General features: G+C 71.2%; 24 protein-coding genes. 15 read left to right on the top strand and 9 right to left on the bottom strand.

Annotation, left to right across the window (positions count from 1 at the left end; all coding sequences use genetic code 11):
* Window positions 1-124: 124 nt before the first annotated feature.
* Window positions 125-781 (bottom strand): GntR family transcriptional regulator, encoded by a 657-nt coding sequence (locus AB4078_RS12505; RefSeq protein ID WP_441977396.1) that lies wholly within the window; start codon window positions 779-781, stop codon window positions 125-127.
* A 123-nt stretch (window positions 782-904) separates the two neighbouring features.
* Here AB4078_RS12505 and AB4078_RS12500 point away from each other — a divergent pair, with 123 nt between their 5' ends.
* The 7 genes from AB4078_RS12500 (at window position 905) to AB4078_RS12470 (ending at window position 10464) form a co-directional block, all read left to right on the top strand.
* Window positions 905-3028 carry a beta-galactosidase gene (locus tag AB4078_RS12500; protein WP_441977395.1) on the top strand — a complete coding sequence of 708 codons (2124 nt, stop codon included), beginning with the start codon at window positions 905-907 and terminating at the stop codon, window positions 3026-3028.
* Window positions 3025-4401 carry an aminomethyl-transferring glycine dehydrogenase subunit GcvPA gene (gcvPA, locus tag AB4078_RS12495; protein WP_441977394.1) on the top strand — a complete coding sequence of 459 codons (1377 nt, stop codon included), beginning with the start codon at window positions 3025-3027 and terminating at the stop codon, window positions 4399-4401. The genes AB4078_RS12500 and gcvPA overlap by 4 nt, the downstream gene beginning before the upstream one ends.
* A complete protein-coding gene (gcvPB, locus tag AB4078_RS12490; protein WP_441977393.1) occupies window positions 4398-6029 on the top strand; it encodes an aminomethyl-transferring glycine dehydrogenase subunit GcvPB in 1632 nt (543 codons plus the stop codon). The genes gcvPA and gcvPB overlap by 4 nt, the downstream gene beginning before the upstream one ends.
* A 4-nt stretch (window positions 6030-6033) precedes the next feature.
* On the top strand, window positions 6034-7182 hold the full coding sequence (locus AB4078_RS12485; protein ID WP_441977392.1) for an ATP-NAD kinase family protein: 1149 nt from the start codon (window positions 6034-6036) through the stop codon (window positions 7180-7182).
* A 126-nt stretch (window positions 7183-7308) separates the two neighbouring features.
* On the top strand, window positions 7309-8067 hold the full coding sequence (locus tag AB4078_RS12480; protein WP_440733055.1) for an SDR family NAD(P)-dependent oxidoreductase: 759 nt from the start codon (window positions 7309-7311) through the stop codon (window positions 8065-8067).
* A 265-nt stretch (window positions 8068-8332) separates the two neighbouring features.
* Window positions 8333-9889 carry an SDR family NAD(P)-dependent oxidoreductase gene (locus AB4078_RS12475; RefSeq protein WP_441977391.1) on the top strand — a complete coding sequence of 519 codons (1557 nt, stop codon included), beginning with the start codon at window positions 8333-8335 and terminating at the stop codon, window positions 9887-9889.
* A 146-nt stretch (window positions 9890-10035) separates the two neighbouring features.
* Window positions 10036-10464, top strand: coding sequence for a DUF1761 domain-containing protein (locus AB4078_RS12470; protein WP_440733057.1), 429 nt, complete (start codon window positions 10036-10038; stop codon window positions 10462-10464).
* Between the two features lie 90 nt (window positions 10465-10554).
* On the opposite strand, the gene AB4078_RS12465 is transcribed toward AB4078_RS12470, so the two are convergent.
* From AB4078_RS12465 to AB4078_RS12450, 4 genes are all read right to left on the bottom strand, one after another.
* The gene (locus tag AB4078_RS12465) at window positions 10555-11145 is read right to left on the bottom strand and encodes a dihydrofolate reductase family protein (protein ID WP_441977390.1); all 591 of its coding nucleotides are present in this window, start codon (window positions 11143-11145) and stop codon (window positions 10555-10557) included.
* Window positions 11146-11305: 160 nt separating this feature from the next.
* Window positions 11306-12013, bottom strand: coding sequence for a phosphoribosylformylglycinamidine synthase subunit PurQ (gene purQ / locus AB4078_RS12460; RefSeq protein ID WP_440733059.1), 708 nt, complete (start codon window positions 12011-12013; stop codon window positions 11306-11308).
* Entirely contained in the window at window positions 12010-12258 is a 249-nt protein-coding gene (gene purS, locus AB4078_RS12455; RefSeq protein ID WP_440733060.1) for a phosphoribosylformylglycinamidine synthase subunit PurS, read from the bottom strand. Before purS ends, purQ begins: the two co-directional genes overlap by 4 nt.
* Before the next feature lie 164 nt (window positions 12259-12422).
* Complete coding sequence (locus AB4078_RS12450; RefSeq protein ID WP_440733061.1) at window positions 12423-12944, bottom strand: adenine phosphoribosyltransferase; 522 nt, start codon at window positions 12942-12944, stop codon at window positions 12423-12425.
* Between the two features lie 286 nt (window positions 12945-13230).
* On the opposite strand from AB4078_RS12450, the gene AB4078_RS12445 reads away from it, so the two are divergent.
* The 4 genes from AB4078_RS12445 (at window position 13231) to AB4078_RS12430 (ending at window position 18108) form a co-directional block, all read left to right on the top strand.
* Window positions 13231-14712 (top strand): glycoside hydrolase family 1 protein, encoded by a 1482-nt coding sequence (locus AB4078_RS12445; RefSeq protein ID WP_441977389.1) that lies wholly within the window; start codon window positions 13231-13233, stop codon window positions 14710-14712.
* A 36-nt stretch (window positions 14713-14748) separates the two neighbouring features.
* Window positions 14749-15816 carry a LacI family DNA-binding transcriptional regulator gene (locus tag AB4078_RS12440; RefSeq protein ID WP_441977539.1) on the top strand — a complete coding sequence of 356 codons (1068 nt, stop codon included), beginning with the start codon at window positions 14749-14751 and terminating at the stop codon, window positions 15814-15816.
* 256 nt (window positions 15817-16072) lie between these two features.
* Window positions 16073-17485: a histidine kinase gene (locus AB4078_RS12435; protein WP_441977388.1), complete on the top strand. Its 1413-nt coding sequence runs from the start codon at window positions 16073-16075 to the stop codon at window positions 17483-17485.
* Window positions 17482-18108, top strand: coding sequence for a response regulator (locus AB4078_RS12430; protein WP_441977387.1), 627 nt, complete (start codon window positions 17482-17484; stop codon window positions 18106-18108). Before AB4078_RS12435 ends, AB4078_RS12430 begins: the two co-directional genes overlap by 4 nt.
* Before the next feature lie 136 nt (window positions 18109-18244).
* Here the strand turns inward: AB4078_RS12430 and AB4078_RS12425 are convergent, their stop codons facing one another.
* Both AB4078_RS12425 and AB4078_RS12420 read right to left on the bottom strand, forming a co-directional pair.
* Window positions 18245-19303: a hypothetical protein gene (locus AB4078_RS12425; protein WP_440733065.1), complete on the bottom strand. Its 1059-nt coding sequence runs from the start codon at window positions 19301-19303 to the stop codon at window positions 18245-18247.
* Window positions 19304-19314: 11 nt separating this feature from the next.
* A complete protein-coding gene (locus AB4078_RS12420; RefSeq protein ID WP_440733066.1) occupies window positions 19315-20190 on the bottom strand; it encodes a DUF1266 domain-containing protein in 876 nt (291 codons plus the stop codon).
* Between the two features lie 105 nt (window positions 20191-20295).
* On the opposite strand from AB4078_RS12420, the gene AB4078_RS12415 reads away from it, so the two are divergent.
* The gene (locus AB4078_RS12415; protein ID WP_440733067.1) at window positions 20296-21081 is read left to right on the top strand and encodes a TetR/AcrR family transcriptional regulator; all 786 of its coding nucleotides are present in this window, start codon (window positions 20296-20298) and stop codon (window positions 21079-21081) included.
* Between the two features lie 13 nt (window positions 21082-21094).
* Here AB4078_RS12415 and AB4078_RS12410 read toward each other — a convergent pair whose 3' ends face one another.
* Together AB4078_RS12410 and AB4078_RS12405 are read right to left on the bottom strand one after the other, a co-directional pair.
* Window positions 21095-22441: a uracil-xanthine permease family protein gene (locus AB4078_RS12410; RefSeq protein WP_441977386.1), complete on the bottom strand. Its 1347-nt coding sequence runs from the start codon at window positions 22439-22441 to the stop codon at window positions 21095-21097.
* 255 nt (window positions 22442-22696) lie between these two features.
* On the bottom strand, window positions 22697-23572 hold the full coding sequence (locus AB4078_RS12405) for a phosphoribosylaminoimidazolesuccinocarboxamide synthase (RefSeq protein ID WP_441977385.1): 876 nt from the start codon (window positions 23570-23572) through the stop codon (window positions 22697-22699).
* A gap of 60 nt (window positions 23573-23632) precedes the next feature.
* Here AB4078_RS12405 and AB4078_RS12400 point away from each other — a divergent pair, with 60 nt between their 5' ends.
* From AB4078_RS12400 to AB4078_RS12390, 3 genes are all read left to right on the top strand, one after another.
* Window positions 23633-24214 (top strand): GNAT family N-acetyltransferase, encoded by a 582-nt coding sequence (locus tag AB4078_RS12400; protein ID WP_441977384.1) that lies wholly within the window; start codon window positions 23633-23635, stop codon window positions 24212-24214.
* 84 nt (window positions 24215-24298) lie between these two features.
* Entirely contained in the window at window positions 24299-24910 is a 612-nt protein-coding gene (locus AB4078_RS12395; protein ID WP_440733071.1) for a PadR family transcriptional regulator, read from the top strand.
* Window positions 24903-26390, top strand: a complete 1488-nt coding sequence (locus AB4078_RS12390) for a DHA2 family efflux MFS transporter permease subunit (RefSeq protein ID WP_441977383.1) — start codon at window positions 24903-24905, stop codon at window positions 26388-26390. The genes AB4078_RS12395 and AB4078_RS12390 overlap by 8 nt, the downstream gene beginning before the upstream one ends.
* The last annotated feature ends 113 nt before the right edge of the window (window positions 26391-26503 follow it).

The following is a 26503-nucleotide window of genomic DNA, read 5'->3' as shown; positions in this document are numbered from 1 at the left end:
GGCGGATGCGGCGTTTCCCTCCCCCGGTCGTCTTTCCCTCCTCGCAGCGACGTCTGTGCGGGGAGGGGAAGACGGCGAGGGGAGGGAAACGCGTGTGTCGCCGGCGGGGCGGGGCGGGCTGGAGTCAGGCGCTGAAGTACGCGCTGGAGGAGTTGTCGAGGATCCGGCGCATGCCATGCATCCAGTTGACCTTGAGGGCGTCGATCGCGGCCGGCACGTCGCCGTCCGCGAGGGCGTGCGCGATCGCGGCGTGCTCGGCGGCGACCCGATCGATCTTCACGTCATCCGCGACGAGGAGGGCCTCATAGCGGTGGAAGGATCCGCGCACGCTCTCGATCACGTCGAGCAGGCGCCGGTTCGGGCAGACGGACAGCATGAGGGCGTGCCACTCGTCGTCCTTGGTCATCACGAGGGCGTGCTCGACGTGCTCGTCGGTGAACGCGTCGGCGAGCTCGACCAGGCGCACGCCGACCTTCTTCAGATCCTCGACCGCGCTGAGCTCGAGGGCGAGGCTCTCCAGGGTCGCCATCACCGGCGCGAGGTCCTCGAACTCGCCGGCGCTGAGCGGCACGAAACGGAAGCCCTTGCCGTTCTCACTGGTGATCTGGCCCTCGGACTCCAGGGCGATCAGGGCCTCCCGCAGGGGGGTGCGGCTCACGCCGAGCTCAGCGGCGAGCTGCACCTCGTTGATGCCCTCGCCGGGCCTGACCTGTCCGGCGCGCATGCGGGTGAGCAGCTCCTCGCGCACCTGGGAACGCAGGTTCTTGCGTTCGATAGCCATTCGTTCTCCCCTTCGGCCGGTGCGGTCAGCCTACGGCTTGACCGGATCCAGCATTCGCCATACGCTTGCTGTATACAGAATACATTGAACAGCGTTTCTGTACAGACTCAGGGAGGAGCCGTCGTGGCCCAGCATCTCGACGACGAGCGGATCCGGGAGGTCCGCATCGACGCCCTGGCGTTCGGCGGCGACTACAACCCCGACCAGTGGTCCGAGGATGTGTGGCGTGAGGATATCCGCCTCATGCTCGACGCGGGCGTGAACATGGTGAGCCTGCCGATCTTCAGCTGGCCGCAGCTCGAGCCCGAGCCCGGTGTCTACGACTGGAGCTGGCTGGACCGGATCCTGGATCTGCTGCACGAGGCGGGGATCCGCATCGACCTCGCCACCGCCACCGCGACCCCGCCGTCCTGGCTGCTGCGCGCGCACCCCGAGATGGCGCCGTGGGACTCCGACGGGCACCGCCTGGAGTTCGGCTCGCGGCAGACCTACTGCCCGTCCTCGCCGATCTGGCGCGAGAACGTGGCCCGAATGACCCGCGCGATCGCCGAGCGCTACGGCGAGCACCCGGGGCTTGCGATGTGGCACATCTCGAATGAGTACGGCGATCACGTGTCGCGCTGCTGGTGCCCCGAATCCGCTCGGCACTTCCGTCGCTGGCTGCAGGACCGCTACGGCGACCTGGACGGGCTGAACGAGGCCTGGGGCGTGAACGTGTGGGGCCAGCGCTACACCTCCTGGGAGCACATCGAGACGCCGAAGAAGGCGCCGGGACCGATCAACCCCACCAAGCTGCTGGACTTCGAGCGGTTCTCCTCCGACGCGATGCTCGAGCTGTTCCAGATCGAGATCGATGTGCTGCGCGAGGTCACCCCCGACATCGCCGTGACCACGAACTTCATGAGCATGTTCCGCGACCTCGACTACTGGCGCTTCGCCGAGCGCGAGGACGTGGTCACCGATGACGCATACCCGGATCCGATGGATCCGACCTCGCACGTCGGTGCCGCCCTCAACTACGGGCTCATGCGCGCGCTCAAGGGCGGGCGGCCGTGGCTACTGCTGGAGTCGTCGGCGAGCGCGACCAGCTGGCGCGACGTGAACGTGCCGAAGGCGCCCGGCAAGATCCGGGTGGAGAGCCTGCAGGCCGTGGCGCACGGATCCGACGCCGTCATGTTCTTCCAGTGGCGCCAGGCGAAGTACGGCCAGGAGAAGTTCCACTCGTCGATGCTGGGTCACCGCGGCGAGAAGTCGCGCAGCTTCCAGGAGACGAGGGCGCTCGGACACGAGCTGCGCCGGCTCGAGCCCGTGCGCGGCAGCCGGGTGCGCTCGCGCGTGGGCCTCGTCGTGGACTGGGATTCCTGGTGGGGCTCCAGTGCGCTCGAATCTCTGCCCTCGCAGCGGCTGCAGTGGGCGCAGCAGGCCCGTGCCTGGCACCGCGCGCTCTACACGCTCGGCCACCCCGTCGACGCCGTGCGCGTGGGCGGCGCCGCGAGCGGCACCCCGTTCGAGCGCTACGACGTGATCGTGGCGCCGAATCTGTACATCCTCGAGGAGTCGCAGACGGCCGCGCTGCGTGCCTTCGTCGCTCGCGGCGGGACGCTCGTCGTCGGGCCGTTCTCCGGCGTCGTCGACAGCACCGAGAAGGTGCACGACGGCGGCGCCCCGGGTCCGCTGCGCGACCTGCTCGGCATCGAGGTCGACGAGCAGTGGCCGATCGCGGACGGGCTCGTCGAGCATCTGGCCTACGCGGGTGCCGAGCTCGCCGTGCCGCACTGGGGCGAGTGGATCGAAGCGGGCGACGACGTCGAGATCCGCGGGGCATACACCACCGGCGAGCTCGCGGGCCTCCCCGCGATCACCCGCCGCACGGCCGGATCCGGATCCGCCTGGTACGTCAGCGCGATGCTGTCGCCCGAGGGTCTGGTCACGATGTTCCGCGACGTGCTCCGCACGGCGGGCCTGCCCGCCCGCGACGAGGTGTCCGTGCAGGCCGAGGCCGTCACGCGCTCGGACGACAAGACCGACTACACCTTCCTGCTGAACCACGCGGCCGACCCCGTGACCTTCCACCTGCCGGTCGCCGGCCTCGATCTGATCACCGGATCCGAGACCGCGGACACCGTGACGCTCGATGCCTACGGCGTCGCCGTCGTGGCCACGCCGCGCGCCGCGCAGATCCCTTTCCTCACCCTGACCCATACCCCGCGGCCCACCCCGCCCACCCCGTCGAAGGAGCTGGCATGACGCAGACGTTCGTGCACCCCTACATCCCGAACTCGGCGCCCGAGATCCGCGCCGAGATGCTCGCCGCCGTCGGCGCCGCCTCCGTCGAGGATTTCTACGCCGACGTGCCGGAGGACCTGCGCCTGCGCCGTCCGCTGGACGTTCCGGCCCCGCTGCCGGCCGAGCAGGACCTCGCCCGGCACGTGCGGGGGATCCTGGCGCAGAACCGCACCACCGAGGAGCGCCTGAGCTTCCTCGGCGCGGGCACGTACAACCACTACGTGCCGGCGGTCGTGGACGAGGTCATCCGCCGCAGCGAGTTCCTCACCGCCTACGCGGGGGAGCCCTACGAGGATCACGGCCGGTTCCAGGCGCTGTTCGAGTACCAGTCGCTCATGGCCGAACTGCTCGCGATGGACGTCGTGAACGTGCCCACCTATGACGGCTACCAGGCCACGGCCACGGGCCTCGCGATGGCCGGCCGGCTCACCGGCCGCGGCCGTGTGCTCGCCGTGAGCGACGTGCTGCCGGAGAAGGACTCGAAGGTGCGCGACTACACGCGCGCCGGCCTCGAGATCGAGCGGATCCCCACCGCGGGCGGCGTCGCGGACCTCGCGGCGCTGCGGGAGCGGCTCGGCGACGACGTCGCGGCCGTGTGGGTCGAGACGCCGAGCTTCACCGGTGCGGTCGAGACCCGGTTGCGCGAGATCGCCGGGGCGGCGCACGCGGCCGGGGCGGTCGTCGTGGTCGGCACCGACCCGATCGGCTACGGCGTGCTCACCCCGCCCGCGCTGCAGGGCGCCGACATCGTCACGGGCGACATCCAGTCGCTCGGCCTGCACCAGTGGTTCGGCGGCGCGCACGCCGGGTTCATCGCGGTGCACGACGAGCCCCGGTTCGTGATGGAGATGCCTTCGCGCCTGTTCGGCCTGGAGTCCACCGACGTGCCCGGCGAGTACGGCTTCGGCGACGTCGCCTACGACCGCACCTCCTTCGCGCATCGCGAAGAGGGCAAGGAATGGGTCGGCACCGCCGCCGCGCTGTGGGGCATCGCCGCCGGCGTGCACCTCGCGCTCATGGGGCCGCAGGGCATGGCCGACCTGGGCGAACTGCTGCTCGCCCGCACCGCGTACGCCCAGCAGAAGCTCGCCGCGCTCGACGGCGTCGCCCTGGGTGACGACGCGCTGCACTTGCGCGAGTTCACGATCCGCTTCGACACCGCTCGCGCCGCCGACGTCGTCACCGCGCTGCGCGCCGAAGGAATCGAGCCCGGCGTCGTCGTGGACGAGCACACCCTGCTCGTCTGCGTGACCGAGGCCACCTCCGCATCCGACATCGACCGCCTCGCCGCCGCGCTCGCGACGGCCATCGACACCGAGGAGCAGGCCGCGTGACCCTTCCCGTCGCCCCCAAGCAGAGCCCCCGCCGGTTCCAGCAGGCCAGCTGGGACGAGCCGATCGTCTTCGAGCTGTCCACGACGGGCGAGCGCGGCGTGCTCGTGACGCCCGTCGAGCCCGCCGTGCGCGAGGCGGTCGGCGATGTCGTCGCCGCCCTCCCCGAGGGGATGCGCCGTCCCATGCCGCCGGCGCTGCCCGAGATCGCGCAGATGCGCGTGCTCAAGCACTACCTGCGGCTGTCGCAGGAGAACCTCGGATCCGACCTCAACGTCGACATCGGTCAGGGCACCTGCACGATCAAGTACTCGCCCAAGATCAACGACCAGCTCATCGAGGTGCCGCAGCTGCGCGCACTGCACCCCGCGCAGGATCCCGCCGACACGCAGGGCGCACTCGAGACGATCTGGCGCCTCGAGCGGCTCATGGCCGAGATCTCCGGCATGGACGCCGTCTCGCTCGCCTCCCCGGGCGGATCCGCGGGAATCTGGACGAACATCGCGATGATCCGCGCCTACCACGCGTCGCACGGCGAGGCCGAGCAGCGCGACGAGGTCATCACGACGATCTTCAGCCACCCGTCGAACGCGGCCGCGGCCAAGGTCGCCGGGTACAAGGTCATCACGATCTACCCGGACGCCGACGGCTACCCCGACCTGGCCGCGCTCAAGGCCGCGCTCTCGGAGCGCACCGCGGCGATCATGGTGACCAACCCCGAGGACACCGGCATCTACAACCCCGCGATCAAGGAGTGGGTCGACGCCGCGCACCAGGTCGGCGCCCTCGCGTCCTACGATCAGGCCAACGCGGCCGGCATCCTCGGCATCACCCGTGCCCGCGACGCCGGATTCGACGTGTGCCAGTTCAACCTGCACAAGACGTTCTCAGCGCCGCACGGCAGCGGTGGTCCGGGAGCGGCGGCCAATGCGGTCAGCGCCGCCCTGGCACCGTTCCTGCCCGGCCCGCGCGTGGAGCGGGTAGACGGACGCTTCGTGGTGCGCGAGCCCGGCGAGCTGTCGATCGGGCACGTCGCCCCGGCGCACGGGGTCATCCTGCACGTCGTGCGGGCGTATGCGTGGATCATGGCGCTCGGTGCCGAGGGCATGCTCGAGGCCTCGCGGATCGCGGTGCTGAACAACAACTACCTCCTTAAGAAGGTGCTCGAGATCCCCGGGGCGTCCGCACCCTACGCGACCGGTCGCCGCCGTATCGAGCAGGTGCGGTACTCGTGGCAGCAGCTGTTCGAGGAGACCGGAATCTCCTCGGAGGAGATCGGCATCCGGATGGCCGACTACGGCTTCCACTACTGGACGAGCCACCACCCCTACGTCGTGCCGCAGCCGTTCACGCTCGAGCCCACCGAGTGCTACTCGAAGGCCGAGATCGACGAGTACGTCGCGGCGCTGGCGCAGGTCGCGCAGGAGGCGCGGGAGAACCCCGAGCTCGTGCGCACAGCGCCGCACAACCAGACCGTGCACCACACGCACCACGACGACCTGGACGACCCCGAGCGCTGGGCGATCACCTGGCGCGCGTACCGCCGGAAGTACTTCGGCGAGGTGCCGGCCGGTCCCGCGGAGAGCGCTCTGCCGGACGGCGAGCTCGCCGTCGCCACGGTGGGAGCCTGAACGCGTGATCGGACTGGTCGTCAACCCTGTCGCCGGAGTCGGCGGGCCTGCGGGTCTCGCCGGCTCCGACGGTGCGGTCGTGCAGGCGCGGGCGGCGGAGCACGGTTCCCTCCCGCGGGCGCACGAGCGTGCCGTGCAGGCGCTGACGATCATCGCCCGCTCGCACCCCGCGGAGCGGATCCTCACCGCCGCCGGGGCCATGGGTGGCACCGCCGTGGCGGAGGCGGGGCTCGAGCCGGTCGTGGTCTTCACGCCGTCCTCGGCCACGACCACGCCTGACGACACCGCCGCCGCGGTCGCCGCCGTGGCCGCGGCCGGCGCATCGCTCGTGCTGGTGGCAGGAGGCGACGGCAGTCTGCGCGATGCCGTGCGGGGGCTGGGCCCGTCGTCGGGGAGCGCGGGTGCGCCGGCCGTCCTGGGCATCCCCGCCGGCGTCAAGATGTACTCGCCGGTGTTCGCGGTCACGCCGGTCGCGGCCGGATCCCTCGCCGCCGACTGGCTCGGGCCGGATCCGGTCGCCACTGCCGAGCGCGAGGTGCTCGACGTCGACGAGGCGGCACTGCGCCGCGCCCGCGTCGAACCCGCTCTGTACGGCACGCTGCGCGTGCCGCAGCGCCTCGGGCGAACCCAGGCGCGCAAGGCGCCGACCCCGGTGAGCGAGGAGGCGGCCGTTGCCTCGGCCGCACACGCGGCGGTGGCTGCGATGCAGCCGGGCATCCGCTACTTGCTCGGCCCCGGTGGCACCACGGCGCGGATCGCCGCCGTGCTCGGCATCGCGAAGACCCCGCTCGGCGTGGATGTCGTGCTCGACGGGCGCCTCGTCGCTGCGGGCGCCGACGAGCACCGGCTGCTCGAGGAGGTCGCCGCCGGTCCCGCGCAGGCCGTGGTCACCGTGATCGGCGGCCAGGGCTTCCTGCTCGGCCGGGGCAACCAGCAGCTCTCCGCGCACGTGATCCGCGCGCTCGGGCCGGATCCGCTCCTCGTCGTCGCCCCCGAGCAGAAGCTCGTCGACCTCGGCGGACGCCCGCTCCTCGTCGACACCGGTGATCCCCACGTCGACGCCTCCCTCGCCGGACACATCCGCGTCATCACCGGCGCCGCAGCCGCCGCGTTCTACGCTGTCGCCGCGCCCGAAGCCTCCGTCCCCGTCTGACCCGATCCCGCCCCCTCTCGGTCCCCGAGCACCGCACGAAACCCCGGTCCCTGAGCACCACACCAACCCGGTCCCTGAGCCTGTCGAAGGGGCCGCACCGAACCACCGACCCGCAAGGAGCATCCCATGCGTCTGCAGAACAAGAACGCCATCGTCACCGGAGGCGCCGGCGGCATCGGCCGCGCCACGTCCCTCGCCTTCGCGGCCGAGGGTGCCAACGTCGCCGTCGTCGACCTGAACGCCGAGGCCGCCGAAGCCGTCGCGGAGGAGATCCGCGCGGCCGGCGGCACCGCTGTCGCGATCGGCGCCGACGTCTCCAGTGAGGCCGACATCGAGCGCGTCGTGGCCTCGGTCGTCGACGGATTCGGCGGCGTCGACGTCGTCTTCAACAACGCGGGCATCATCCGGCGCACCACGGCGGTCGAGACCACGGTCGAGGAGTGGGACCGCGTGTTCGGCGTGAACGTGCGGGCGATCTTCCTGATGTGCAAGCACGTCGTGCCGGTCATGGCCGCGAACGGCGGCGGATCCATCGTGAACACGGGATCGGGCTGGGGCCTCAAGGGCGGCGGTCAGGCGATCTCCTACTGTGCCTCGAAGGGCGCGGTCGTGAACATGACCCGGGCGCTCGCGATCGACCACGGCCCGCAGGGCATCCGCGTCAACTCGGTCAATCCGGGCGACGTCGACACCGGCATGCTGCGCGACGAGGCGCGCCAGCTCGGTCAGGACCAGGCCGGCTTCCTCGCCGAGGCTGCGGAGCGCCCGCTGAACCGGATGGGCCAGCCCTCAGAGATCGCCGCGGCGGTCGTCTGGCTCGCGAGCGACGAGTCGTCGTACGTGACCGGTTCCGCCCTCGTCGTCGACGGCGGCGGCATCGCCTGAGCCCCGGCGCCTGGGTCTGGGCGCCTGGGCGCCCCGGGCACCCCGGTGCTCCAGTGCGCCCAGGTGCGCCCGTGCGCCCAGGTGCGCGTTTCCCTCCCCGTGTCGTCTTTCCCTCCCCGTGCAGACGCCACTGCGGGGWGGGAAAGACGGCCAGGGGAGGGAAACAGGACGGGATCGGGGTCTCGTCGCGGACGGGATCGGGGTCTCGTCGCGAGTGGGATCCGGGTCGGGCTCCCATCCAGCCTGGTCGCGTAAAATCGTGACAATGACCGACGCCCCCTCCGACGCTCCGTCGACGCAGAGCGACCGCAGCGCCACGACAGGCGGCGACGCCGGCGGATCCGGCATCGACCCGGCCGACCTCGCGACCACCCTTCGAGTGCTCGCCGAGCTGCACGGGCTCGAGCAGGATCACCCCGACTTCATCACCGTGCGCCGTGCGACCGCGGCCATGTTCAAGGCCGCCAAGCGGGTGCGCCGCCGGGAGATCCGCGATGCCATCGCCGAGGCGGACAAGGCCGTGATCGCGGCGACCGCGACCGGCGCCCCCGACCGCATCGACGACGAGACCCGCGGCCTGGATCTGGCGTCCAGCGTGGTCGACGCTCCGATCGCGGGGGAGCTGCTGAAGCCCCGCAACTGCTACATCTGCAAGCAGCCGTACACGACGGTCGACGCCTTCTACCACCAGCTCTGCCCGGACTGCGCCCGGTTCAGCCACGGCAAGCGCAACGCCCGCACCGACCTCACCGGCAAGCGTGCGCTGCTCACCGGCGGTCGCGCGAAGATCGGCATGCACATCGCGCTGCGACTGCTCCGCGACGGCGCGCACACCACGATCACCACCCGCTTCCCGCGCGACGCGGTGCGCCGGTTCGCGGCGCTCGAGGACTCGGCCGACTGGCTGCACCGCCTGCGCGTGGTCGGCATCGACCTGCGCGACCCCGCCCAGGTGATCGCCCTCGCCGACTCGGTCGCCGCGCAGGGCCCGCTGGACATCCTCATCAACAACGCCGCGCAGACCGTGCGCCGCTCGCCGGGCGCGTACTCGCTGCTCGTCGACGCCGAGCTGCAGCCGCTGCCGGACGGACCGCTGCCCGAGATGGAGACCTTCGGGCACACCGCGGATCCGCACCCCGAGGCGCTGCAGGCCTCGGTCGACGCGCATCCGCTGCTGTCGATCGCCTCCCTCGGTGGCACGATCGCCGAACAGGGTGGGCAGGCGCTCACGGCCGAAGAACTCGCCCGGCTCGCGATGGCCCCCGGATCCTCCTCGCTCGCGAAGCACGCGGACGGCACCGCCATCGACGCGGGCGGCCTCGTGCCCGACGTGAACCGCGTGAACAGCTGGGTGCAGAGCGTGGACCAGGTGGATCCGCTCGAGATGCTCGAGGTGCAGCTGTGCAACACGACCGCGCCGTTCCTTCTGATCAGCCGGCTGCGTCCGTCGATGGCCGCGTCTGCCGCGCGGCGCAAGCACATCGTGAACGTCTCGGCGATGGAGGGCCAGTTCTCCCGCCGGTACAAGGGACCGGGGCACCCGCACACGAACATGGCGAAGGCGGCGCTGAACATGCTGACCCGCACCAGCGCCGGCGAGATGCTGGAGACCGACGGGATCCTGATGACGGCGGTCGACACCGGATGGATCACCGACGAGCGCCCGCATTACACGAAGGTGCGCCTCGCCGAGGAGGGCTTCCACGCCCCGCTCGACCTCGTCGACGGCGCCGCCCGCGTCTACGACCCGATCGTGCGCGGCGAAGCAGGCGAGGACATCCACGGCGTGTTCCTGAAGGACTACGAGCCCAGTCCCTGGTGATCGCTCGCGTCCGGTGATGCGCCGCTGAGCCGGCCGTTCTGCAACGGCGGAGCCGCGGTGCTCCACGGGTGACGGGATCCGCCGCGGTACTCTGAGCGCACCGGATCGCGGGTGCGGACTCGCCCGCTCGAGCGAGGAGCACGACGATGGTTCCTGAGATCAACTACTGGGCCGTTCTGCTGGCGACTGCGTCGAGCATGGTCGTCGGATCCATCTGGTACGCCCGCGGCGTGCTCGGCACCCGCTGGGCGCGGTTGGCCGGCGTGGACCTCGACAACCCCAAGGGCAACCCTGTGCTGGCCATCATCGCGACGGTGATCGTGAGCTTCGTCACGGCGTGGGTGCTCGCGGGGGCCACGGCGATCGCCTGGCACTTCTACGGCGGATCGTTCTTCGTCTCGGCGCTGGTCACCGCAATCACGCTGTGGATGGGCTTCACGGCGGCGCGGTTCATCACGCACGACGCCTTCGAGGGGCGCCCCAGCTCGCTGACGGTGATGAACATCGCGCACGAACTCGTGACGGTCGTCGTGATGGCCGTGCTCATCGGAGTCTGGCCGCCGGCACTCGGCTGACCTCGGCGCGCTGTCGGCTGTGCCCGCGCGCCTGCCTCCCGGGGCTCCCGAGGGCCCGAGCGACCCCGCGCGCCCCGGCTGAGCCGCGCCTCAGTGCCGGATGGCGTAGCGGTGCAGCGTGACGCCCTGGTCATAGGCGGCCTGCTCGAGCAGGTCGAGGATCACCGGATCCCGGGTCTCGCCGGGGCGGGGCTCGTCGAACAGCGGGCGGCCGGATCCGAGGATCGCCGGGTGCGTGAACAGCAGCAGCTCGTCGAGCAGGCCGGCATCGAGCAGCGCCGTGGCGAGCGTCGCTCCGCCGACGCCGATGGCGCCGTCGGTCTCGGCGCGGACCTCGGCGAGCCGGTTGACCGCATCCTCGCCGATGACACGCGTGTGGAATGGCGCCTCGGTGCGCGTGCGCGAGACGAGGATCTTCGGCTTGTCGGTCCAGATCGCCCCGTACTCCTGCATGAACTCGGGCAGCGACCGGTTGTCACGCGCCGCGGGCCAGTACGACTCCATGATCTCGAACACGCGGCGGCCCTGCACCATGAGCGCGAGGTCTGCCGCACGCCGGTTGAACTCGCGGTGCAGCGGTTCATCGATCCGCATCCAGTCACCGCCGCCGTCCTCGCCGGGAGCGGCCTCGATCTGCAGGTCGAGGGACACGTTCATCCAGTACACGAACCGGCCGGCCATGCGCTTCTCCCATCCTCGGGGACGGGTTCGACGCTAGCCCCGGGGATCCGCGGACGCAACGCCCCGTCGACGCCGTCCAGAACGGAGTCGTCCCCCTCAGCACGACCTATGGACCGTGCTGAGGGGGACGACTCGGAAGTAGAAAGAGAAAGGGGGCGGATTACGCCGCGATGCGGGCGACCGCGGCGATCGCGCTCGTGAAGAACGGCAGGCCGTCGACGCCGCTGCGCATGGCGGCGGATGTATCCGGGCCGAAGCCGGGCTCGGTGGCGTGCTCGGGGTGCGGCATGAGGCCCACGACGTTGCCGGCGGGGTTCGTGAGGCCGGCGATGTCGCGGAGGGATCCGTTCGGGTTCACTCCGGCGTAGCGGAAGGCGACCAGGCCCTCGCCCTCGATGCGGTCAAGGGTCTCGTCGGAGGCGATGTAGCCGCCCTCGGCGTTCTTCAGCGGGATGATGATCTCCTGGCCGCGCGTGAACTCGTTCGTCCAGGCGGTGTCGGCGTTGGTGACCGTGAGCTTCTGGTCGCGGCGAACGAAGTGCTGGTGGTCGTTGCGGATCAGGCCGCCGGGCAGCAGGTGCGCCTCGACGAGCATCTGGAAGCCGTTGCAGATCCCGAGGATCGGCATGCCCTTGGCGGCGGCGTCCTTGATCTCGGTCATGATCGGCGAGAGCGCGGCGATGGCGCCCGAGCGCAGGTAGTCGCCGTAGCTGAAGCCGCCGGGCAGGATCACGGCGTCCACGCCGTCGAGGTCGTGCGAGCCGTGCCAGAGGGCGACCGGCTCGGCGCCGGCGATGCGGACGGCGCGCTGCGCGTCGCGATCGTCGAGGGATCCGGGGAAGGTGACGACCCCGATCCGAACGGTCACTCCGAGACCTCGATGCCCACGACGTCCTCGATCACGGAGTTGGAGAGCACCTCTTCGGCGATCCGCCGGGCCTCGGCGAGCACGTCGTCGGTGACCTCACCGTCGACCGTGAGCTCGAAGCGCTTGCCGATGCGGACGTCGCTGAACGCGGTCACGCCGGTGCGGGCGAATGCTCCGGAGACGGCCTTCCCCTGCGGGTCGAGCAGTTCGGACTTGGGCATGACGTCAACGACGATGGTGGGCATTCGAGGCTCCGAAATGTCGCGGGCGGGGGCAGAGGCCAGTCTATCGCGCGGAAACAGGGCCTCCGGCCGGGGTTCGCGGAGCCGGGCCGGCGGGCAGGCTCGAAGGAGTCGGGTCGGGCAGCGGGCTCGCGGCGTTGCCCGTCGACCGAGCGGGTCGGCCCGGGTCAGCTGCGGAACACGGTGTGCACGTCGCCGACGACGTCGCGGCCGCCCAGCCCGTCGATCTCGAAGAGCACCGAGATCCCGGCGACCGTGTAGCCGAGCTGCTCGACGATCTTCCGGCCGGCGGCCAGCGTGCCGCCGGTGGCGAGCACGTCGTCGATGAGTAGGATCCGGGATCCGGCGGGCAGGTCCTCGTGCATTTCGATGGTGGCGGTGCCGTACTCCAGCGCGTAGTCGACCGACGCTGCCGGCAGCGGCAGTTTGCCGGCCTTGCGGATCGGCACGAAGCCGGTCCCCGCCTCGATCGCCGCGGCCCCGGCAAGGATGAAGCCGCGCGCCTCGATCCCCGCAACGACGTCGAAGGCGCCGCGGAACGGCGCGACGAGAGCCTCGGTCGTGGCCTGCAGCGCCTCGCGGTCGGCCAGCAGCGGAGTGATGTCGCGGAACAGGATGCCCGGCTCCGGGTGGTCCGGGATCGAGCGGATGAGCGATTCGGCACGGACGAGCGCGGGCGATGAGGTCACCGCACCAGGCTACGCGGTGCAGTGCCTCGTGCGGGGGCGTCTGAAACTCAGTCGAAACCGGAACTTGCGGCGGCGAACGGCGCCAAGCGGCACGGATCGACTGAGTTTGGCGCGGCTCGCCCCCGGACGGTGCGGTGAACGGGTGAGGGATGTACTGCGGAGGATCCGCTGAGCGCTGTTGACAGTCGTGGGAGCGCTCCCATAGCCTGTCCGGAATGCGCGGCAACCCGCCGATGACCCGCGCGCACCGCCTTGAAGCCGCCACCATGAAGGAGCGTCCGCCCGCATGAGCACCGTGGATCCGTCCGCCCGCCGATTCCCCGACGGCTTCCTGTTCGGTGCCGCCACCGCCGCCTACCAGATCGAGGGCGCCGCCTTCGAGGACGGCCGCACCGCGTCGATCTGGGACGCCTTCGCCCGCGTGCCGGGCGCGGTGCACGACGGCGACACCGGCGACGTGGCGTGCGACCATTACCACCGCTATGCCGATGACGTGAAGCTCATGGGCGAGCTGGGCCTGCAGGCGTACCGCTTCTCCACCTCCTGGGCCCGGGTGCGGCCCGACGGCGGTGCGGTGAACCCCGCCGGGCTCGCGTTCTACGACCGTCTCGTCGACGAGCTGCTCGGCGGCGGCATCGTGCCCTGGCTCACGCTGTACCACTGGGACCTGCCCCAGGCGCTCGAGGAGAAGGGCGGCTGGACCTCCCGCGACACCGCGGAGCGCTTCGTCGAGTATGCGCTCAGCGTGCACGATGCCCTCGGCGACCGCGTGCAGCACTGGACCACGCTGAACGAGCCGTGGTGCTCCTCGTTCCTGTCCTACACCGCGGGCGTGCACGCGCCGGGCAGGCTCGGCATCGAGGACGGCATGCTCGCCGCACACCACCTGCTGCTGGCGCACGGCCGCACGATCCGGGCGCTGCGCGAACGGGATCCGCAGCTCGACCTCGGCGTCACGCTGAACCTGACGGTCGCCGATCCTGCCGACGCCCGTGACCCCGCCGACGTCGATGCTGCGCGCCGCATCGACGGGCAGTTCAACCGCTGGTTCCTGGATCCGGTCCTCCGCGGCGCCTACCCGGCAGACGTCGTCTCCGACATCCGCGAGGTGGATCCGGTCGCCGTCCGCCGATGGGCCGCCGCGATCCACGAGGGCGACCTCGACACCATCGCCGCGCCGCTGGACTGCCTGGGCATCAACTACTACCACGGCGAACTGCTCTCGGGCACGCCGCAACCGGGCAGCGAGGGCACACCGCACGACGGCGGCGGAGCGGGCGAGAACGCGCGTCGCACGCGTTCGCCGTTCCCCGCCGCCGACGACGTGCACTGGGTCGAGCGCGGGCTGCCGCGGACGGGCATGGACTGGGAGGTGCAGCCCGAAGGCCTCACCCGGCTGCTGCGCCGGATCGGCACGGAGTACGCACCGGGGCTTCCGCTGTACGTCACCGAGAACGGCGCGGCCTACGACGACGTGCTCGAGGGTGCTCGGGTGGACCCTGCGACGGGGCACAGCACAGGCGGCGCCGTGCACGATTCGGAGCGGGCGATGTTCCTGCGCGAGCACATCGCGGCGACCTACGACGCGATCGACGAGGGCGTCGACGTGCGCGGTTACTTCGCGTGGTCGCTGCTGGACAACTACGAGTGGTCGTTCGGCTACAGCAAGCGCTTCGGGATCGTGCGGGTCGACTACGACACCCAGGCGCGGATCGTGAAGGACTCCGGGCGCGAGTACGCCAGGATCATCGCGGCCCGGGCGGTCTGAGACGTGGTCGCCAGGTCTCGCGCCGGTGCCGGACGCATCGGGCCGGCGGCACCGGGATCCCCATCGGGAGAGGGAACCACGGATCGGACGGCGTCCGGACGGGCCACGATCGAGGAGGTCGCGGCGGCGGCAGGGGTCTCCCGGTCGACCGTGTCGCGGGTCGTGAACGGGTCGACCGCGGTGAGCCCGCACGCGCTCGCGGCGGTGCAGGACGCGATCGCCCGGCTCGGCTACGCGCCGAACCGCGCGGCGCGCTCGCTCGCCCTGCGCCAGACCCACGCGATCGCGCTCGTCGTGCCCGAGGACACTCGGCGCTTCTTCGGCGACCCCTACTTCGGCGCGGTCGTCGCCGGGATCAGCGACCGGGTCGCGCGCTCGGACTACATCCTGAACCTGCTGATCGCGAGCGATGACCCGGGCGGCAGGATGACGGGCTTCGTGCGCAACGGAGGCGTGGACGGCGCGATCATCCTGTCGCACCACAACAGCGACGCCTTCGTCGACCGCATCGTCGAGGCCGTGCCGGTCGTGTTCGGCGGACGCCGCACGAACGGCCGTGACGACGACTGGCTCGTGGACGTGGACAACGTCACGGGCAGCAGGCAGGCCGTCGACCACTTGCTGGCCACTGGGCACCGACGGATCGCGACCGTGACAGGGCCGCTGTCGATGGCGGGCGCCGTGGATCGGCTCACCGGCTTCCGCGAGCGCCTCGCCGAGGACGGTCTGGAGCCGTTCGCCGAGATCGCCGGCGACTACTCCGAGGCCAGCGGGGTGCGGGCGGTCCAGGAGCTGCTCGACCGCGCCGCCGAGCCGGGCGGAGGGCTGCCCGACGCGGTCTTCGCCGCCAGCGATCTCATGGCCCGGGGCGTGCTGCGTACGCTCCGCGGCGCGGGCGTGCGCATTCCCGAGGACGTCGCGATCGTCGGCTTCGACGACTCACCCGTGGCCCTTTCGACGGATCCGCCGCTCACCACGATCCGCCAGCCGATGCACGCCCAGGGCGAGGCACTCGCGGGCGTGCTTATCGACCGACTGACCGGATCCGCTCCGCCGCACCGCACGACCCTCGGCACCGAGCTGGTGGTGCGCGGCTCGGCGTGACGCGCAGACCGAATTCAGGATGGATTCGGCTTCGGAGACGGAAACGCGGCGTGTGGACGTGAACACGGGCGATCCAACCTGAATACGGCACGGAAGGTGTTGGTGTGTTGCAGGCGCCGACCGGCGGCGGGCAGCGGGCGGGCAGGCGGTCTGCGGCGTACGACGTCCGCCGGCGGCAGGCGGCAGCCGCCCTGGGCGCGGAGCCATAGCCGATCGGATGATGCGGTTCCGAGCGCGGCGTTCGTAGGCTGAGCCCATGCGATCGCGGACCGAGCTGCAGGACGAGAGGTCCCTCGGCGACGGCGTGCGGGGCATCCTCGCTCCCGTACGGTTCGGGCGGGCGCTGCAGGTCGTGCTCATCGCGCTGATCGTGGTGAGCGCGATCCGCTACCTGCTTCGCCACGGCGAGGGCGAGAACGCCGTCCTCGTGCTCGCCGGCGCCGCCCTGCTCACCGTGACCGCCGTACTGCAGGGCCTGGTGCCGCGTCGCGGTGTGTGGCCCGCGGCATGGGCGCTCGTGGCGTGCGCGCTCTGGGCCGTGCTCACGCTGGTCGCGCCGTCGTTCGGCTGGTGTGCCGTTCCGCTCGCCTTCGCGGTGCTGCAGATCCTGCCGTTCTGGCCGGCGACGGCAGCGATCGCGGCGATGACCGCGGTCGTGATCGTCGCAGAACTGCGCCTTTCCTCGCTGTTCGACCCGACGCTCGTCGCGGGCCCGATCGGCATCGCGTTCGCCACGATCTTCGCCTACCGTGCACTCGACCGCGAGGCGCGCGCCCGGCAGCAGCTGCTCGACGAGCTCACCGCGACGCAGGCGGACCTCTCCGCCGCGCAGCACCGTGCGGGCGCGCTCGCCGAACGCGCCCGCCTGTCGCGTGAGATCCACGACTCCGTCGGGCAGGACCTGTCCAGCATCAACCTGCTGCTGCAGGCGGCCGAGCAGGGCTGGGAGCGCCGCCCCGACACCGCCAGGGAGCAGGTGCGCTCGGCCGCCGGCACCGCCCGGTCGGCGCTCGACGAGGTGCGCCGCGTGGTGCGCGACCTCGCCCCCGGCGAGCTCGAGGGCGCCGCCGGATCCCTCCCCGCCGCCCTCGCCCGCGTGGTCGAGGAGGCGTCGGGGCGCGGCGTCGACGTGCAGTTCCGCAGCCACGGCACCGCCACGGAGGTGCCGCTGCCGGTGGCGTCGGCCATCATCCGCACGGTGCGCGGCGCCCTCGCGAACGTCGCCGAGCACGCCCGCGCGACCCGGGCCGTGGTGAGCCTGACCGCCCAGCCGGACGAGCTGCGCCTGGACATCCGCGACGACGGGGTCGGCTTCGACGCGCGGCCCGCCGCGATGTCGGCCAGGGCGGCACAGCGACGAGCGGCCGGCCGCGGCCAGGGCATCCCCGGCATGGCGGAGCGGATCGCTCAGCTGGGCGGCGAGCTGCACGTCGAGAGCGCTCCGGGGGAGGGCACGACGCTGTCGCTGGTGTTCCCGCTCAGCGCCGACGGAACCCGCGCGGAGCCCGGATCCGGTGCGAGGACCGGGTCCGATCGCGCGGCCGGTTCCGATCCGGCGGCCGGTTCCGATCTCGCAGCGGGTTCCGATCCCGCGAGCGGATCCGACACGAAGAGCGGATCCGACACCGAGAGCGGATCCGATGCGGATCCGCAGAAGGAGAACCGATGACTCTGCGGATCGTGCTCGTGGACGACCATCCCGTCGTGCGCGCCGGCGTGCGCGCGCTGCTCGAGTCGAGGGACGACCTCGTGGTCGTGGGCGAGGCGTCGAACGCCGCCGACGCCGTGCGGGCGGTCGAGGCCGAGCGGCCGGATGTGGTGCTCATGGACCTCAGCCCGGGTGACGGCGAGAGCGGCATCGCTGCCACCGGGCGGATCCGGGCGCTGCCGGAGCCGCCGGCCGTGCTCGTGCTGACCACCTACGACAGCGAATCCGACATCCTGCGCGCGCTGGACGCCGGTGCCGCCGGATACCTGCTGAAGGACTCCCCGCCGGACCAGTTGTTCGCCGGCATTCAGGCGGTCCACCGGGGCGAGCCGGCCCTGGCTCCCTCCGTGGCGGCGGTGCTCATGCGCCGTGCCGCCTCGCCCGAGCCGCGTATGACCGAGCGCGAGGTCGAGGTGCTCGAGCTGCTGGCGGACGGCCTCGGCAACCGCGAGCTCGCCAAGGCGCTGTTCGTGTCGGAGGCGACGGTGAAGTCGCACCTCTCGCACATCTACGGCAAGCTCGGCGTCGACACCAGGGCCGGCGCCGTCGCCGCGGCGATCGAGCAGCGCATCATCCGGCGCTGAGCGCGGCGGGCGCAGGGCGCACATCATCGCGCCGACCCGGTCCCGGTCGCAGACGCCGAGACGCCCCGTCCCCTGCCGTGCACAGCAGGGGACGGGGCGTCGGTCGCCGATCCCCCCAAGAGATCAGCGCCTGCGGTCACCCCCCTGATCGCAGGATCGCCCCGCCGAACAGCGCGAACGCCGTGATCCCTGCGGAGAGGATCACCGCCGCCGATACGCCGGCCACGGCCAGCAGGGACACGCCCTGTCCGCCGAGGCGCTGTCCGCCCAGCCCGATCGCAACTCCCTCCGGTCGTACGATCGGGCCGGTGCTCTCGTCGCGGTACGGCCCCGTGCGTGCCGCGAAGCGTCGGTGCAGCTCTTCGGCGAGCTGCACGGTTCCCTGCATCACGTCCGGTCGATCGAACCGGGTGCTGCCGGGCAGGTACACGTAGGCGCGATCCTCGACGAGTTCGATCTCGGCACCGGATCCGAGATCCAGGATCCGCGCCATCAGATCGGGCGTGAAGATGTAGAGCGCGTCACGCTGATACCCCTCGGGCACCAGCAGCTGGAACGTCGACGCGAAATGGCCTTCCAGATCCATCCGTGCCCCGCCCAGACCCAGGGTGGGCACGATGCTGCGGCGGCGGTTGCGCAGCACGATGTGCGGAACCTTCGCAGGCAGCGGCAGCTCGACGAAGGCGAAAGGGCGCTGCACGGTCGCGGCCTCGTCCCGGCCGCCGACCGAGCGCGCGATGCCCAGCTCGAACGGGATGCGTTCGTCCTCCGACGCGACCACGCCGCGCTCGATCGAGCGGCGCATGCGCGTGAACGCCGAGCCGGGTCGGCGGGTGCCCTGCAGCAGGTCGGCGTAGGCCCACCCGTTGCCCCACGCGAACATCGCCAGGCGCGTGCGGCGGGACAGGCCCACGGCGTACCAGACGAAGCCGACCGCTCCCATCACGCCGTAGAGGGCGCCGAACACGGCGATCAGCGGCACCCGCGCGAGCATCCCGATCGAGCCGAGCCACCAGAGCGCGGCCACGATCGCCGTCGTGAGCAGCAGCACGCCGGCGAGCACCGCGACGAAGCGCCGGTGCAGGGGGATGCGCGCCGCGCGCTCGTAGGCGAGCAGCGTGCGCATTCCCGGTGACGTCCGCAGTGCGGAGAGATCGACCCGGATCGGCTCCGCGGTGCGCGGATCCGTGCTCATACGGCCCTCGCTCACCCAATTCGCCAGGGCAGCGACGCCCACGGCCCGTTGCGCTTCGCGGTCGCGGCCGCCTTGAACTCGGACCAGCCGTCGCCGAACTTGTCGAAGGTCTTCTCGCCGATCACGCCGTCGCTCCAGTGCATGACGCGACCCGTGATGTAGCTGAGGCCGAAGTCGGCCCACGAGGAGAACGCCGGGCGTCCCTCCTCGTTGATGCGGTGGATGATCGCTCGCGCCTCGGGGATGTCGGCGTGGCCCAGCGCGACACCCCAGGTCGCGAGTGCGACGGCCTGGCCGAGCGCGTAGCCGTCGAGCGTGCGGACGTAGACGTCCGGCGTCACGATGTCCTTGCCGACGAGCTTGCGCACCTGCCCCTCGACGCCCTCGATCGCGGCGACGAAGGAGCGGGCATCGCGCTTGTCGCCGCCGGCCTCGATGATCGCGGACGTCCACTCCTTGCTCTTCGGCACGCGACCGAGCCGGCCGGCCAGCTCGGCGCGGATCGCCAGGCAGGTCACCCACACGTCGCGTCGGCGCCGGCCCGTGACGAGACGTTCGATGCCGGCGAGCCACTCCTCACGCGTCGCCACGCCCCACATCTCGACGAGCCGCTTCTTCTCCCCGTCGCTGAGCGCGGACGCGGTCGGATCGTTCCACGGCCCGGACGGCTGGTTCACGATCTGCAGGAAGCCCAGCGCGATCTCGTTCGCCTCGCGGTCGTCGGTCGGGTACGCCTCGGAGGGCTTCACCTTCGCGGCCGGCATGATCCACACGACGAGGAAGAACAGCACGACGACACCGACGATCACCCACACCCACCACTGGGCGAAGAGCCAGCCGATGATGCTGCCGAGGTCGTTCAGATCCACGCGCGCGCTGCCGTGCATGAAGGCGCCTCCAGTCTGGGGGGAATCGTAGGTTGAACACTTGTTCAGTGATTAATGTAGCGAAAGGATCCCTCACCCGGAAAACGGATCCGGAAGGCACGTCGCATGGCACGCTCCCCGGAGCAGAACCGCGTCGCCAGGGAGCGCTCCCGCGAGAGCCTGCTCGAGGCGGCGATCGACGTCTTCGCCGAGCGCGGGATCGACGGCGCGACGATCGCCGACATCACCGGACGCGCGGGCGTCGCACAGGGGCTGGTCAACTACTACTTCGGCGGAAAAGAGCAGCTCGTCCAGGCGGTGATCGACCGCTGGTTCGAGATGCTGCTCGGCATCGCGCACGGCGGGGCGGCGGCCGACCCCGGGAGCGCGGCCCGAGGCGAAGAGATCGCCGCGCGGCCTGAGCCCGAGTCGGAGCCGGCCACCGAGCCCGAGCAGCCCGAGTCGGAGCGAGTGCCGCCGCCGTCGGCCGCGTCGCTCCCTCCGGAGGTGCGGCTGGCAGCCATCATCGACACCGCGCTCGGCATGACCGCCGTCGCCCTTCCGTTGCAGCGCGTGGTCATCGCCCTGCAGCAGCAGCCGACCACGCGAGCTCTGTTCGCCGAGGGGGAGCGGCGGCACATGGCAGGGGTCATCGCCGCGGAGGACGCGGTGCGCTCGATCTTCCGCGACCGCGGCGACGCGGATCCGGCGCTCGAGGAGATCATGCTCCGCAGCGTGCTCGACGGGATCGTCGGGCAGCGCATCATGTACGGCGACTCGTATCCGCTCGAGGAGGCGCGCCGCTGGGTGCACCGCCGCTACGGTCTGCCGGAGCCTGAAGCGCCGCTCCCCGGAATGACGAAGCCCACGCCCGGCTCGGGATCCGAGCTGCGGGCGCGGGCTTCGCGCTGAGCAGTCGCGCGGATCAGGCCGGGTCGCCGCCCATCGGCCCCACGGCCTCGAGCGGACGGGGGTCGTCCGCACCGGTCTTGCGCAGCCGGGCGATCGCGTTGCCGCCGTGATAGATGATGATCGCCGCCACCGTGGCGATGACGATGCCGCCGAGCATGAAGCCGGAGTCCTTGATCGCGATCGAGAAGCCTCCGACGGCGATGATGAGCGCGACGGCGGCGGTGTACTGGTTGACAGGGCGGGAGAAGTCGACGCGGTTGTCGACCCAGATCTTGATGCCGATCACGCCGATGAGGCCGTACAGCCCGGTCGTGATGCCGCCGAGCACGCCCGCGGGTACCGAGTTGATGATCGCCCCGAACTTCGGGGAGAGGCTGAGCAGGATCGCGGCGATGCCGGCGACCCAGTACGCGGCGGTCGAGTACACCCTGGTCGACGCCATGACGCCGATGTTCTCGCCGTAGGTGGTGGTTCCGGATCCGCCGAAGAAGCCGGCGATCGTGGTCGAGACGCCGTCGGCGATGAGCGCCTTGCCGGTCTGCTGGTTGATCTCCGGGTCCTCGACCATGGTCGCGACGCCGCGCACGTGGCCGACGTTCTCGGCGATGAGCACGAGCACGACGGGGAGGAACATCGCGATGCCGCTCCACACGCTCGGGGTGCCGAAGTCGGGGAAGTGGAAGGTGGGAAGCCCCACCCACGCGGCCTTGTCGACCGCCGAGAAGTCGAGCTCGCCGCGGAAGCCGGCGAAGATGTAGCCCGCGATCACGCCGAGGAAGATCGAGATCCGCCCCAGGAACCCGCGGAACAGCACCGCGAAGATGATCGTGATCGCAAGCGTGAAGGTCGCGGTGACGGGCGCCTTGGCGAAGTTGCCGTACGCGGCGCCGGCGAGGTTGAACCCGATCAGCGCGACGATGGTGCCCGCCAGCACCGGCGGCAGGAACCGGTCCACCCACTTCACGCCGGCGACATGCACCACGACGCCGATGAGCGCGAGCAGCACGCCGACCGCGACGATGCCGGCGAGGGCGGCGCCGATCCCACTGTCGCCGCCGGTCGCGTGGGCGGCGGTCGCGGCGGTCACCGGGGCGATGAACGCGAAGGAGGATCCGAGGTAGCTCGGCAGCTTGTTGCGCGTGATCAGCAGGAACAGCAGCGTGCCGACGCCGCTGAACAGCAGGGTCGTCGGCACCGGGAAGCCGGTGAGGATCGGCACCAGGAAGGTCGCGCCGAACATCGCCACGACGTGCTGCACGCCGATCGCGATCGTGGCGGGCCAGTTCAGGCGCTCATCGGGGTGGACGACGGCGCCGGGTTCGACGGTGCGTCCGTTGCCGTGGATCTTCCACAGGGCCATGCGGGCTCCTCGGGATCGGGGGAGGGGGCTGTGGAAACCCTATCCTGGGCGTTCCCTGGGAGCAGGGATCCCCGTCGCCTGGTCCCGCCGGCGACACGGCCCCGCAGACACGCGGCCTCGCCGCTGCGCGGCGCCCGGCCGGCCGTTCGCGCCGAAATCAGGAGGAATGACCGAGATCAGGATCCTTCCGCGCGAAACGTCCTGTTCTCGGTCACTTGTCCTGATCTCGGCACGCGGCGGCCGGTACGCGACCCGTCAGGCCGTCAGGCGCTGCAGCAGCTCGGCGTAACGTGCGGCGGTCTGGGCGACCACCTCGTCGGGCAGCACGGGCGGGGTGCCCTGCTTGTCCCAGTGGGCGCTCAGCCAGTCGCGCACGATCTGCTTGTCGAAGCTCGCCATCCGCTCGGCGGGGGTGGATCCGGTCCGCCACGACTCCGCGTCCCAGTACCGGGAGGAGTCGCTGGTGAGCACCTCGTCGGCGAGCCGCAGCACACCGTCGGCATCGACGCCGAACTCGAACTTCGTGTCGGCGAGGATCAGTCCGCGCTCCTCGGCGATGGCCGCAGCCCGGCGGTAGACCGCGAGAGAGACATCCCGCAGCTGGGCGGCGCGCTCGGCGCCGACGAGCTCGGCGGTGCGCTCGAACGTGATGTTCTCGTCGTGCTCGCCCATGGGGGCCTTGTACGCCGGGGTGAACAGCGGCTCGGGCAGCCGGTCGCCGTTCTGCAGGCCGGCGGGCAGCGCGATGCCGCAGACGGTCCCGCTCTGCTGGTACTCGGCCCAGCCGGATCCGGTCAGGTATCCGCGCACCACGCATTCGATCGGCAGCATCTCCAGGGACATCGCGAGCATCGCGCGGTCGGCGACCTCGGCCGAGATGTCGCCGTCCACCAGGTGGTTCGGAATCGGATCCGGTCCCTCTGCGAGCCGGTCGAACCACCAGCGGCTGAGCGCGGTGAGCAGGGCGCCCTTCTCGGGGATCCCCGGCTCGAGGGCGAAGTCGAAGGCGCTCACGCGGTCGCTCGCGACGACGAGCAGGCGCTTGTCAGCCGGATCCTCGGGGGCGTACAGATCGCGGACCTTGCCGGAGTAGAGGTGACGCCAGCCGGAGAGTTCGAGGGGTGTGCTCACGCGTCCATTATCGCGGTGGCCGGAGCCGGCGATGTCCGTGGCGACGCGTAGGTTGCTCTCGTGAGCGCCGCCTTTCCCCTCGAGACCACGACCGACCGCCTCCTACTGCGTCGACCTGTCCCGGGCGATCTCGCATCGGTGTTCGCGATCCATGCGGATCCGCGGGTCTGGACGCATTTCCCCAGCCTGCGGCCCACCGATCCTGACCAGATCCAGACGATGATGGCGCGGTGGGGGCGCAGCTGGGAGGGTGCGGGGCTCGGCACCTGGACGGTGCTGCTGCGGGGGACCGGCGAGATGATCGGCAACGGCGGATGCACGCTGCTCACCGCCGATGGCGATGACCCCGCGGCGGGCGTCTGGAACCTCGGCTACCGGCTCTCGGCCGAGCACCACGGTCACGGCTATGCGACCGAGCTGGCGCAGGCGGCGCGGGCGGCTGCTGCCGAGGTCGCGCCCGAGCGTCCGGTGATCGCCTACCTCGTCGAGCACAACCGCGCGTCCGCGGCGGTCGCGGAGAAGGCGGGTCTGACTCTCGTGCACCGCGCGCCGGACGTCGGGAATCCGGATCCCGCCGTGATGCGCCTGGTCTACGCCGATCGCGAGCTCACCTCCGCCCAGCTCGCCACGGCGCTGCGATGAGCGACGGCTCCGGGCTGGCGCCGGCTGTTGTTTCGGCGTATAGTCCTATCCGACTAGTCCACATGGACTAGTCGGATCGGAGTGATGGTGAAGGATCCGGCGCTCACCCCCCTGGGGGTGATGGTGCTCGCCCTGCTGAGCGAGGGCGACATGCACCCTTACGAGATGGCGCGGCTGCTGCGCGCCCGTCGCGACGACAGGATCATCCCGATCTCCAACGGCACGCTCTACCACACGGTCGCCCGCCTGCACGGGCAGGGGCTGCTCGAGGAGGTCGGCGTCGATCGCGACGGCAACCGCCCCGAACGCACGACCTACGCGGTCACGGCGGCCGGCGCTGACGCGGTGCGCGAATGGGTGCGCCGCGAACTCGGCGGCAGTCGGCGGCAGACCCCGTTCCGCGTCGCCCTGGCCGAGGCGCACAACCTCGACCGGGACGAGGCGGTCGACCTGCTCACTCAGCGGCTCGGGCTGCTCCGGCAGGAGCTCGACACGATCTGCGGCGCGCTGGACGGCGCCGCGACGCGCGACGTGCCGGAGCAGTACCTCCTCGAACCGTTCCGACACCGCCTGATGCTGCAGGCGGAGATCGACTGGCTCGACACCCTGATCCCCCGGATCTCGTCCCCCGACTTCGCGTGGGGGCCGGATCCGGACCACCTTCTTGCCAAGCGAAAGGCACACCAGAATGGCTGAAACCATCGGTACGTCGACCGGCGCCTACGCCGCCGGCCACAAGCCGAAGAGCCCCTGGCCCGCCCTCTGGGCGCTGGTCATCGGCTTCTTCATGATCCTCGTGGACACCACGATCGTCTCCGTCGCGAACCCGGCCATCAAGGCTGCGCTCGACCCGAAGACCAACAACCTCGACAACGTGGTGTGGGTGACGAGCGCCTACCTGCTCGCCTACGCCGTGCCGCTGCTGATCACCGGCCGCCTCGGCGACCGGTTCGGCCCGAAGAACATCTACCTCATCGGTCTGACGATCTTCACCCTGGCCTCGCTCGGCTGCGGTCTCTCCGGCACGCTGGAGATGCTGATCGCGTTCCGTGCCGTGCAGGGACTCGGCGCCGCGCTGATGACGCCGCAGACCATGGCGGTCATCACCCGCACGTTCCCGGCCGAGCGCCGGGGCGCCGCGATGGGGCTGTGGGGCGCGACGGCGGGCGTCGCGACGCTGGTGGGCCCGCTGGCCGGCGGCCTGCTGGTGGACGCCTTCGGATGGGAGTGGATCTTCTTCATCAACCTTCCGGTCGGCGTGATCGGCTTCGTGCTGGCCGCGGTCCTCGTCCCGCGGTTGAAGACGCACGAGCACCGGTTCGACATGGTCGGCGTCGTTCTCAGCGCCCTCGGGCTGTTCCTCATTGTCTTCGGGCTGCAGGAGGGGCAGCACTACGACTGGGCCGGATGGATCTGGACGATGATCGGCGCGGGCGTCGTGGTGATGGCGATCTTCATCTGGCAGCAGGCGAAGACCCGCAGCGAGCCGCTGGTGCCCCTCGGTCTGTTCCGCGACCGCAACTTCTCGGTCGCGAACTTCGGCATCGCCGCCGTCGGCTTCACGGTGACCTCGATGTCCCTGCCGATGATGTTCTTCTACCAGCTCGCCCGCGGCCTCACGCCGACCGAGGCGGCGCTGCTGCTGATCCCGATGGCGGTGCTGTCGGGCGTGCTCGCCCCCATCGCGGGCCGCATCCTGGACCGGGTGGATCCCCGCGTCCTGCTCGTGCCGGGCCTCGGCCTGACCACGGTCGCGCTGATCTGGTACGGACTGCTGATGAACCCGGACACCCCGATCTGGATGTTCCTGCTGCCGTCGGCGCTCATGGGCATCGGCCAGGCGGGGATGTGGGGCCCACTGGCCACCACCGCGACGCGCAACCTCGCTCCGCGCCAGGCGGGCGCGGGTGCCGGCATCTACAACACCACCCGCACGATCGGATCCGTCCTGGGATCGGCAGCCATCGCCGCCCTCATGCAGGGCCGACTCGAGGCGAACCTTCCGGGTGCGGCCAGCCACGGCGGCGACTTCGGCACGGGCAAGCTGCCCGAGTTCGTGGTGGCGGGGTTCTCGACCGCCATGGCGCAGTCGATGATCCTGCCCGCCACCGTGCTCTTCCTCGGCGTGATCGGGATCCTGTTCATGCAGCGTCCGGAGCACCTCGTGAAGCGCTGACGCAGCGCTCGTCTCGTCCGCGCCCTCTGAGCGCCGATGCCCCGCCTGAGCGCCGATACCCCCTCGTACGGACGATCGTACGAGGGGGTATCGATGATGCGAGGGGGCGTCGG

Origin of the sequence: Microbacterium sp. 2MCAF23 (assembly GCF_052115565.1) — a bacterium.
Taxonomy (GTDB): Bacteria; Actinomycetota; Actinomycetes; order Actinomycetales; family Microbacteriaceae; genus Microbacterium.
The sequence above is the reverse complement of the archived record's forward strand: the minus strand, read 5'-3'. Positions and strand labels throughout refer to the sequence as shown.

Bases quoted from the DNA above. Each gene is read 5' to 3' on its own strand.
- AB4078_RS12445 (WP_441977389.1), top strand. From the start codon at position 13,231: ATGAGCACCGTGGATCCGTCCGCCCGCCGATTCCCCGACGGCTTCCTG.
- AB4078_RS12480 (WP_440733055.1), top strand. From the start codon at position 7,309: ATGCGTCTGCAGAACAAGAACGCCATCGTCACCGGAGGCGCCGGCGGC.
- AB4078_RS12505 (WP_441977396.1), bottom strand. From the start codon at position 781: ATGGCTATCGAACGCAAGAACCTGCGTTCCCAGGTGCGCGAGGAGCTG.
- AB4078_RS12420 (WP_440733066.1), bottom strand. From the start codon at position 20,190: ATGCACGGCAGCGCGCGCGTGGATCTGAACGACCTCGGCAGCATCATC.
- AB4078_RS12410 (WP_441977386.1), bottom strand. From the start codon at position 22,441: ATGGCCCTGTGGAAGATCCACGGCAACGGACGCACCGTCGAACCCGGC.
- AB4078_RS12435 (WP_441977388.1), top strand. From the start codon at position 16,073: ATGCGATCGCGGACCGAGCTGCAGGACGAGAGGTCCCTCGGCGACGGC.
- AB4078_RS12425 (WP_440733065.1), bottom strand. From the start codon at position 19,303: ATGAGCACGGATCCGCGCACCGCGGAGCCGATCCGGGTCGATCTCTCC.
- AB4078_RS12390 (WP_441977383.1), top strand. From the start codon at position 24,903: ATGGCTGAAACCATCGGTACGTCGACCGGCGCCTACGCCGCCGGCCAC.
- AB4078_RS12395 (WP_440733071.1), top strand. From the start codon at position 24,299: ATGGTGAAGGATCCGGCGCTCACCCCCCTGGGGGTGATGGTGCTCGCC.
- AB4078_RS12415 (WP_440733067.1), top strand. From the start codon at position 20,296: ATGGCACGCTCCCCGGAGCAGAACCGCGTCGCCAGGGAGCGCTCCCGC.
- purS (WP_440733060.1), bottom strand. From the start codon at position 12,258: ATGCCCACCATCGTCGTTGACGTCATGCCCAAGTCCGAACTGCTCGAC.
- AB4078_RS12465 (WP_441977390.1), bottom strand. From the start codon at position 11,145: ATGGCCGGCCGGTTCGTGTACTGGATGAACGTGTCCCTCGACCTGCAG.
- AB4078_RS12475 (WP_441977391.1), top strand. From the start codon at position 8,333: ATGACCGACGCCCCCTCCGACGCTCCGTCGACGCAGAGCGACCGCAGC.
- AB4078_RS12470 (WP_440733057.1), top strand. From the start codon at position 10,036: ATGGTTCCTGAGATCAACTACTGGGCCGTTCTGCTGGCGACTGCGTCG.
- gcvPA (WP_441977394.1), top strand. From the start codon at position 3,025: ATGACGCAGACGTTCGTGCACCCCTACATCCCGAACTCGGCGCCCGAG.
- AB4078_RS12430 (WP_441977387.1), top strand. From the start codon at position 17,482: ATGACTCTGCGGATCGTGCTCGTGGACGACCATCCCGTCGTGCGCGCC.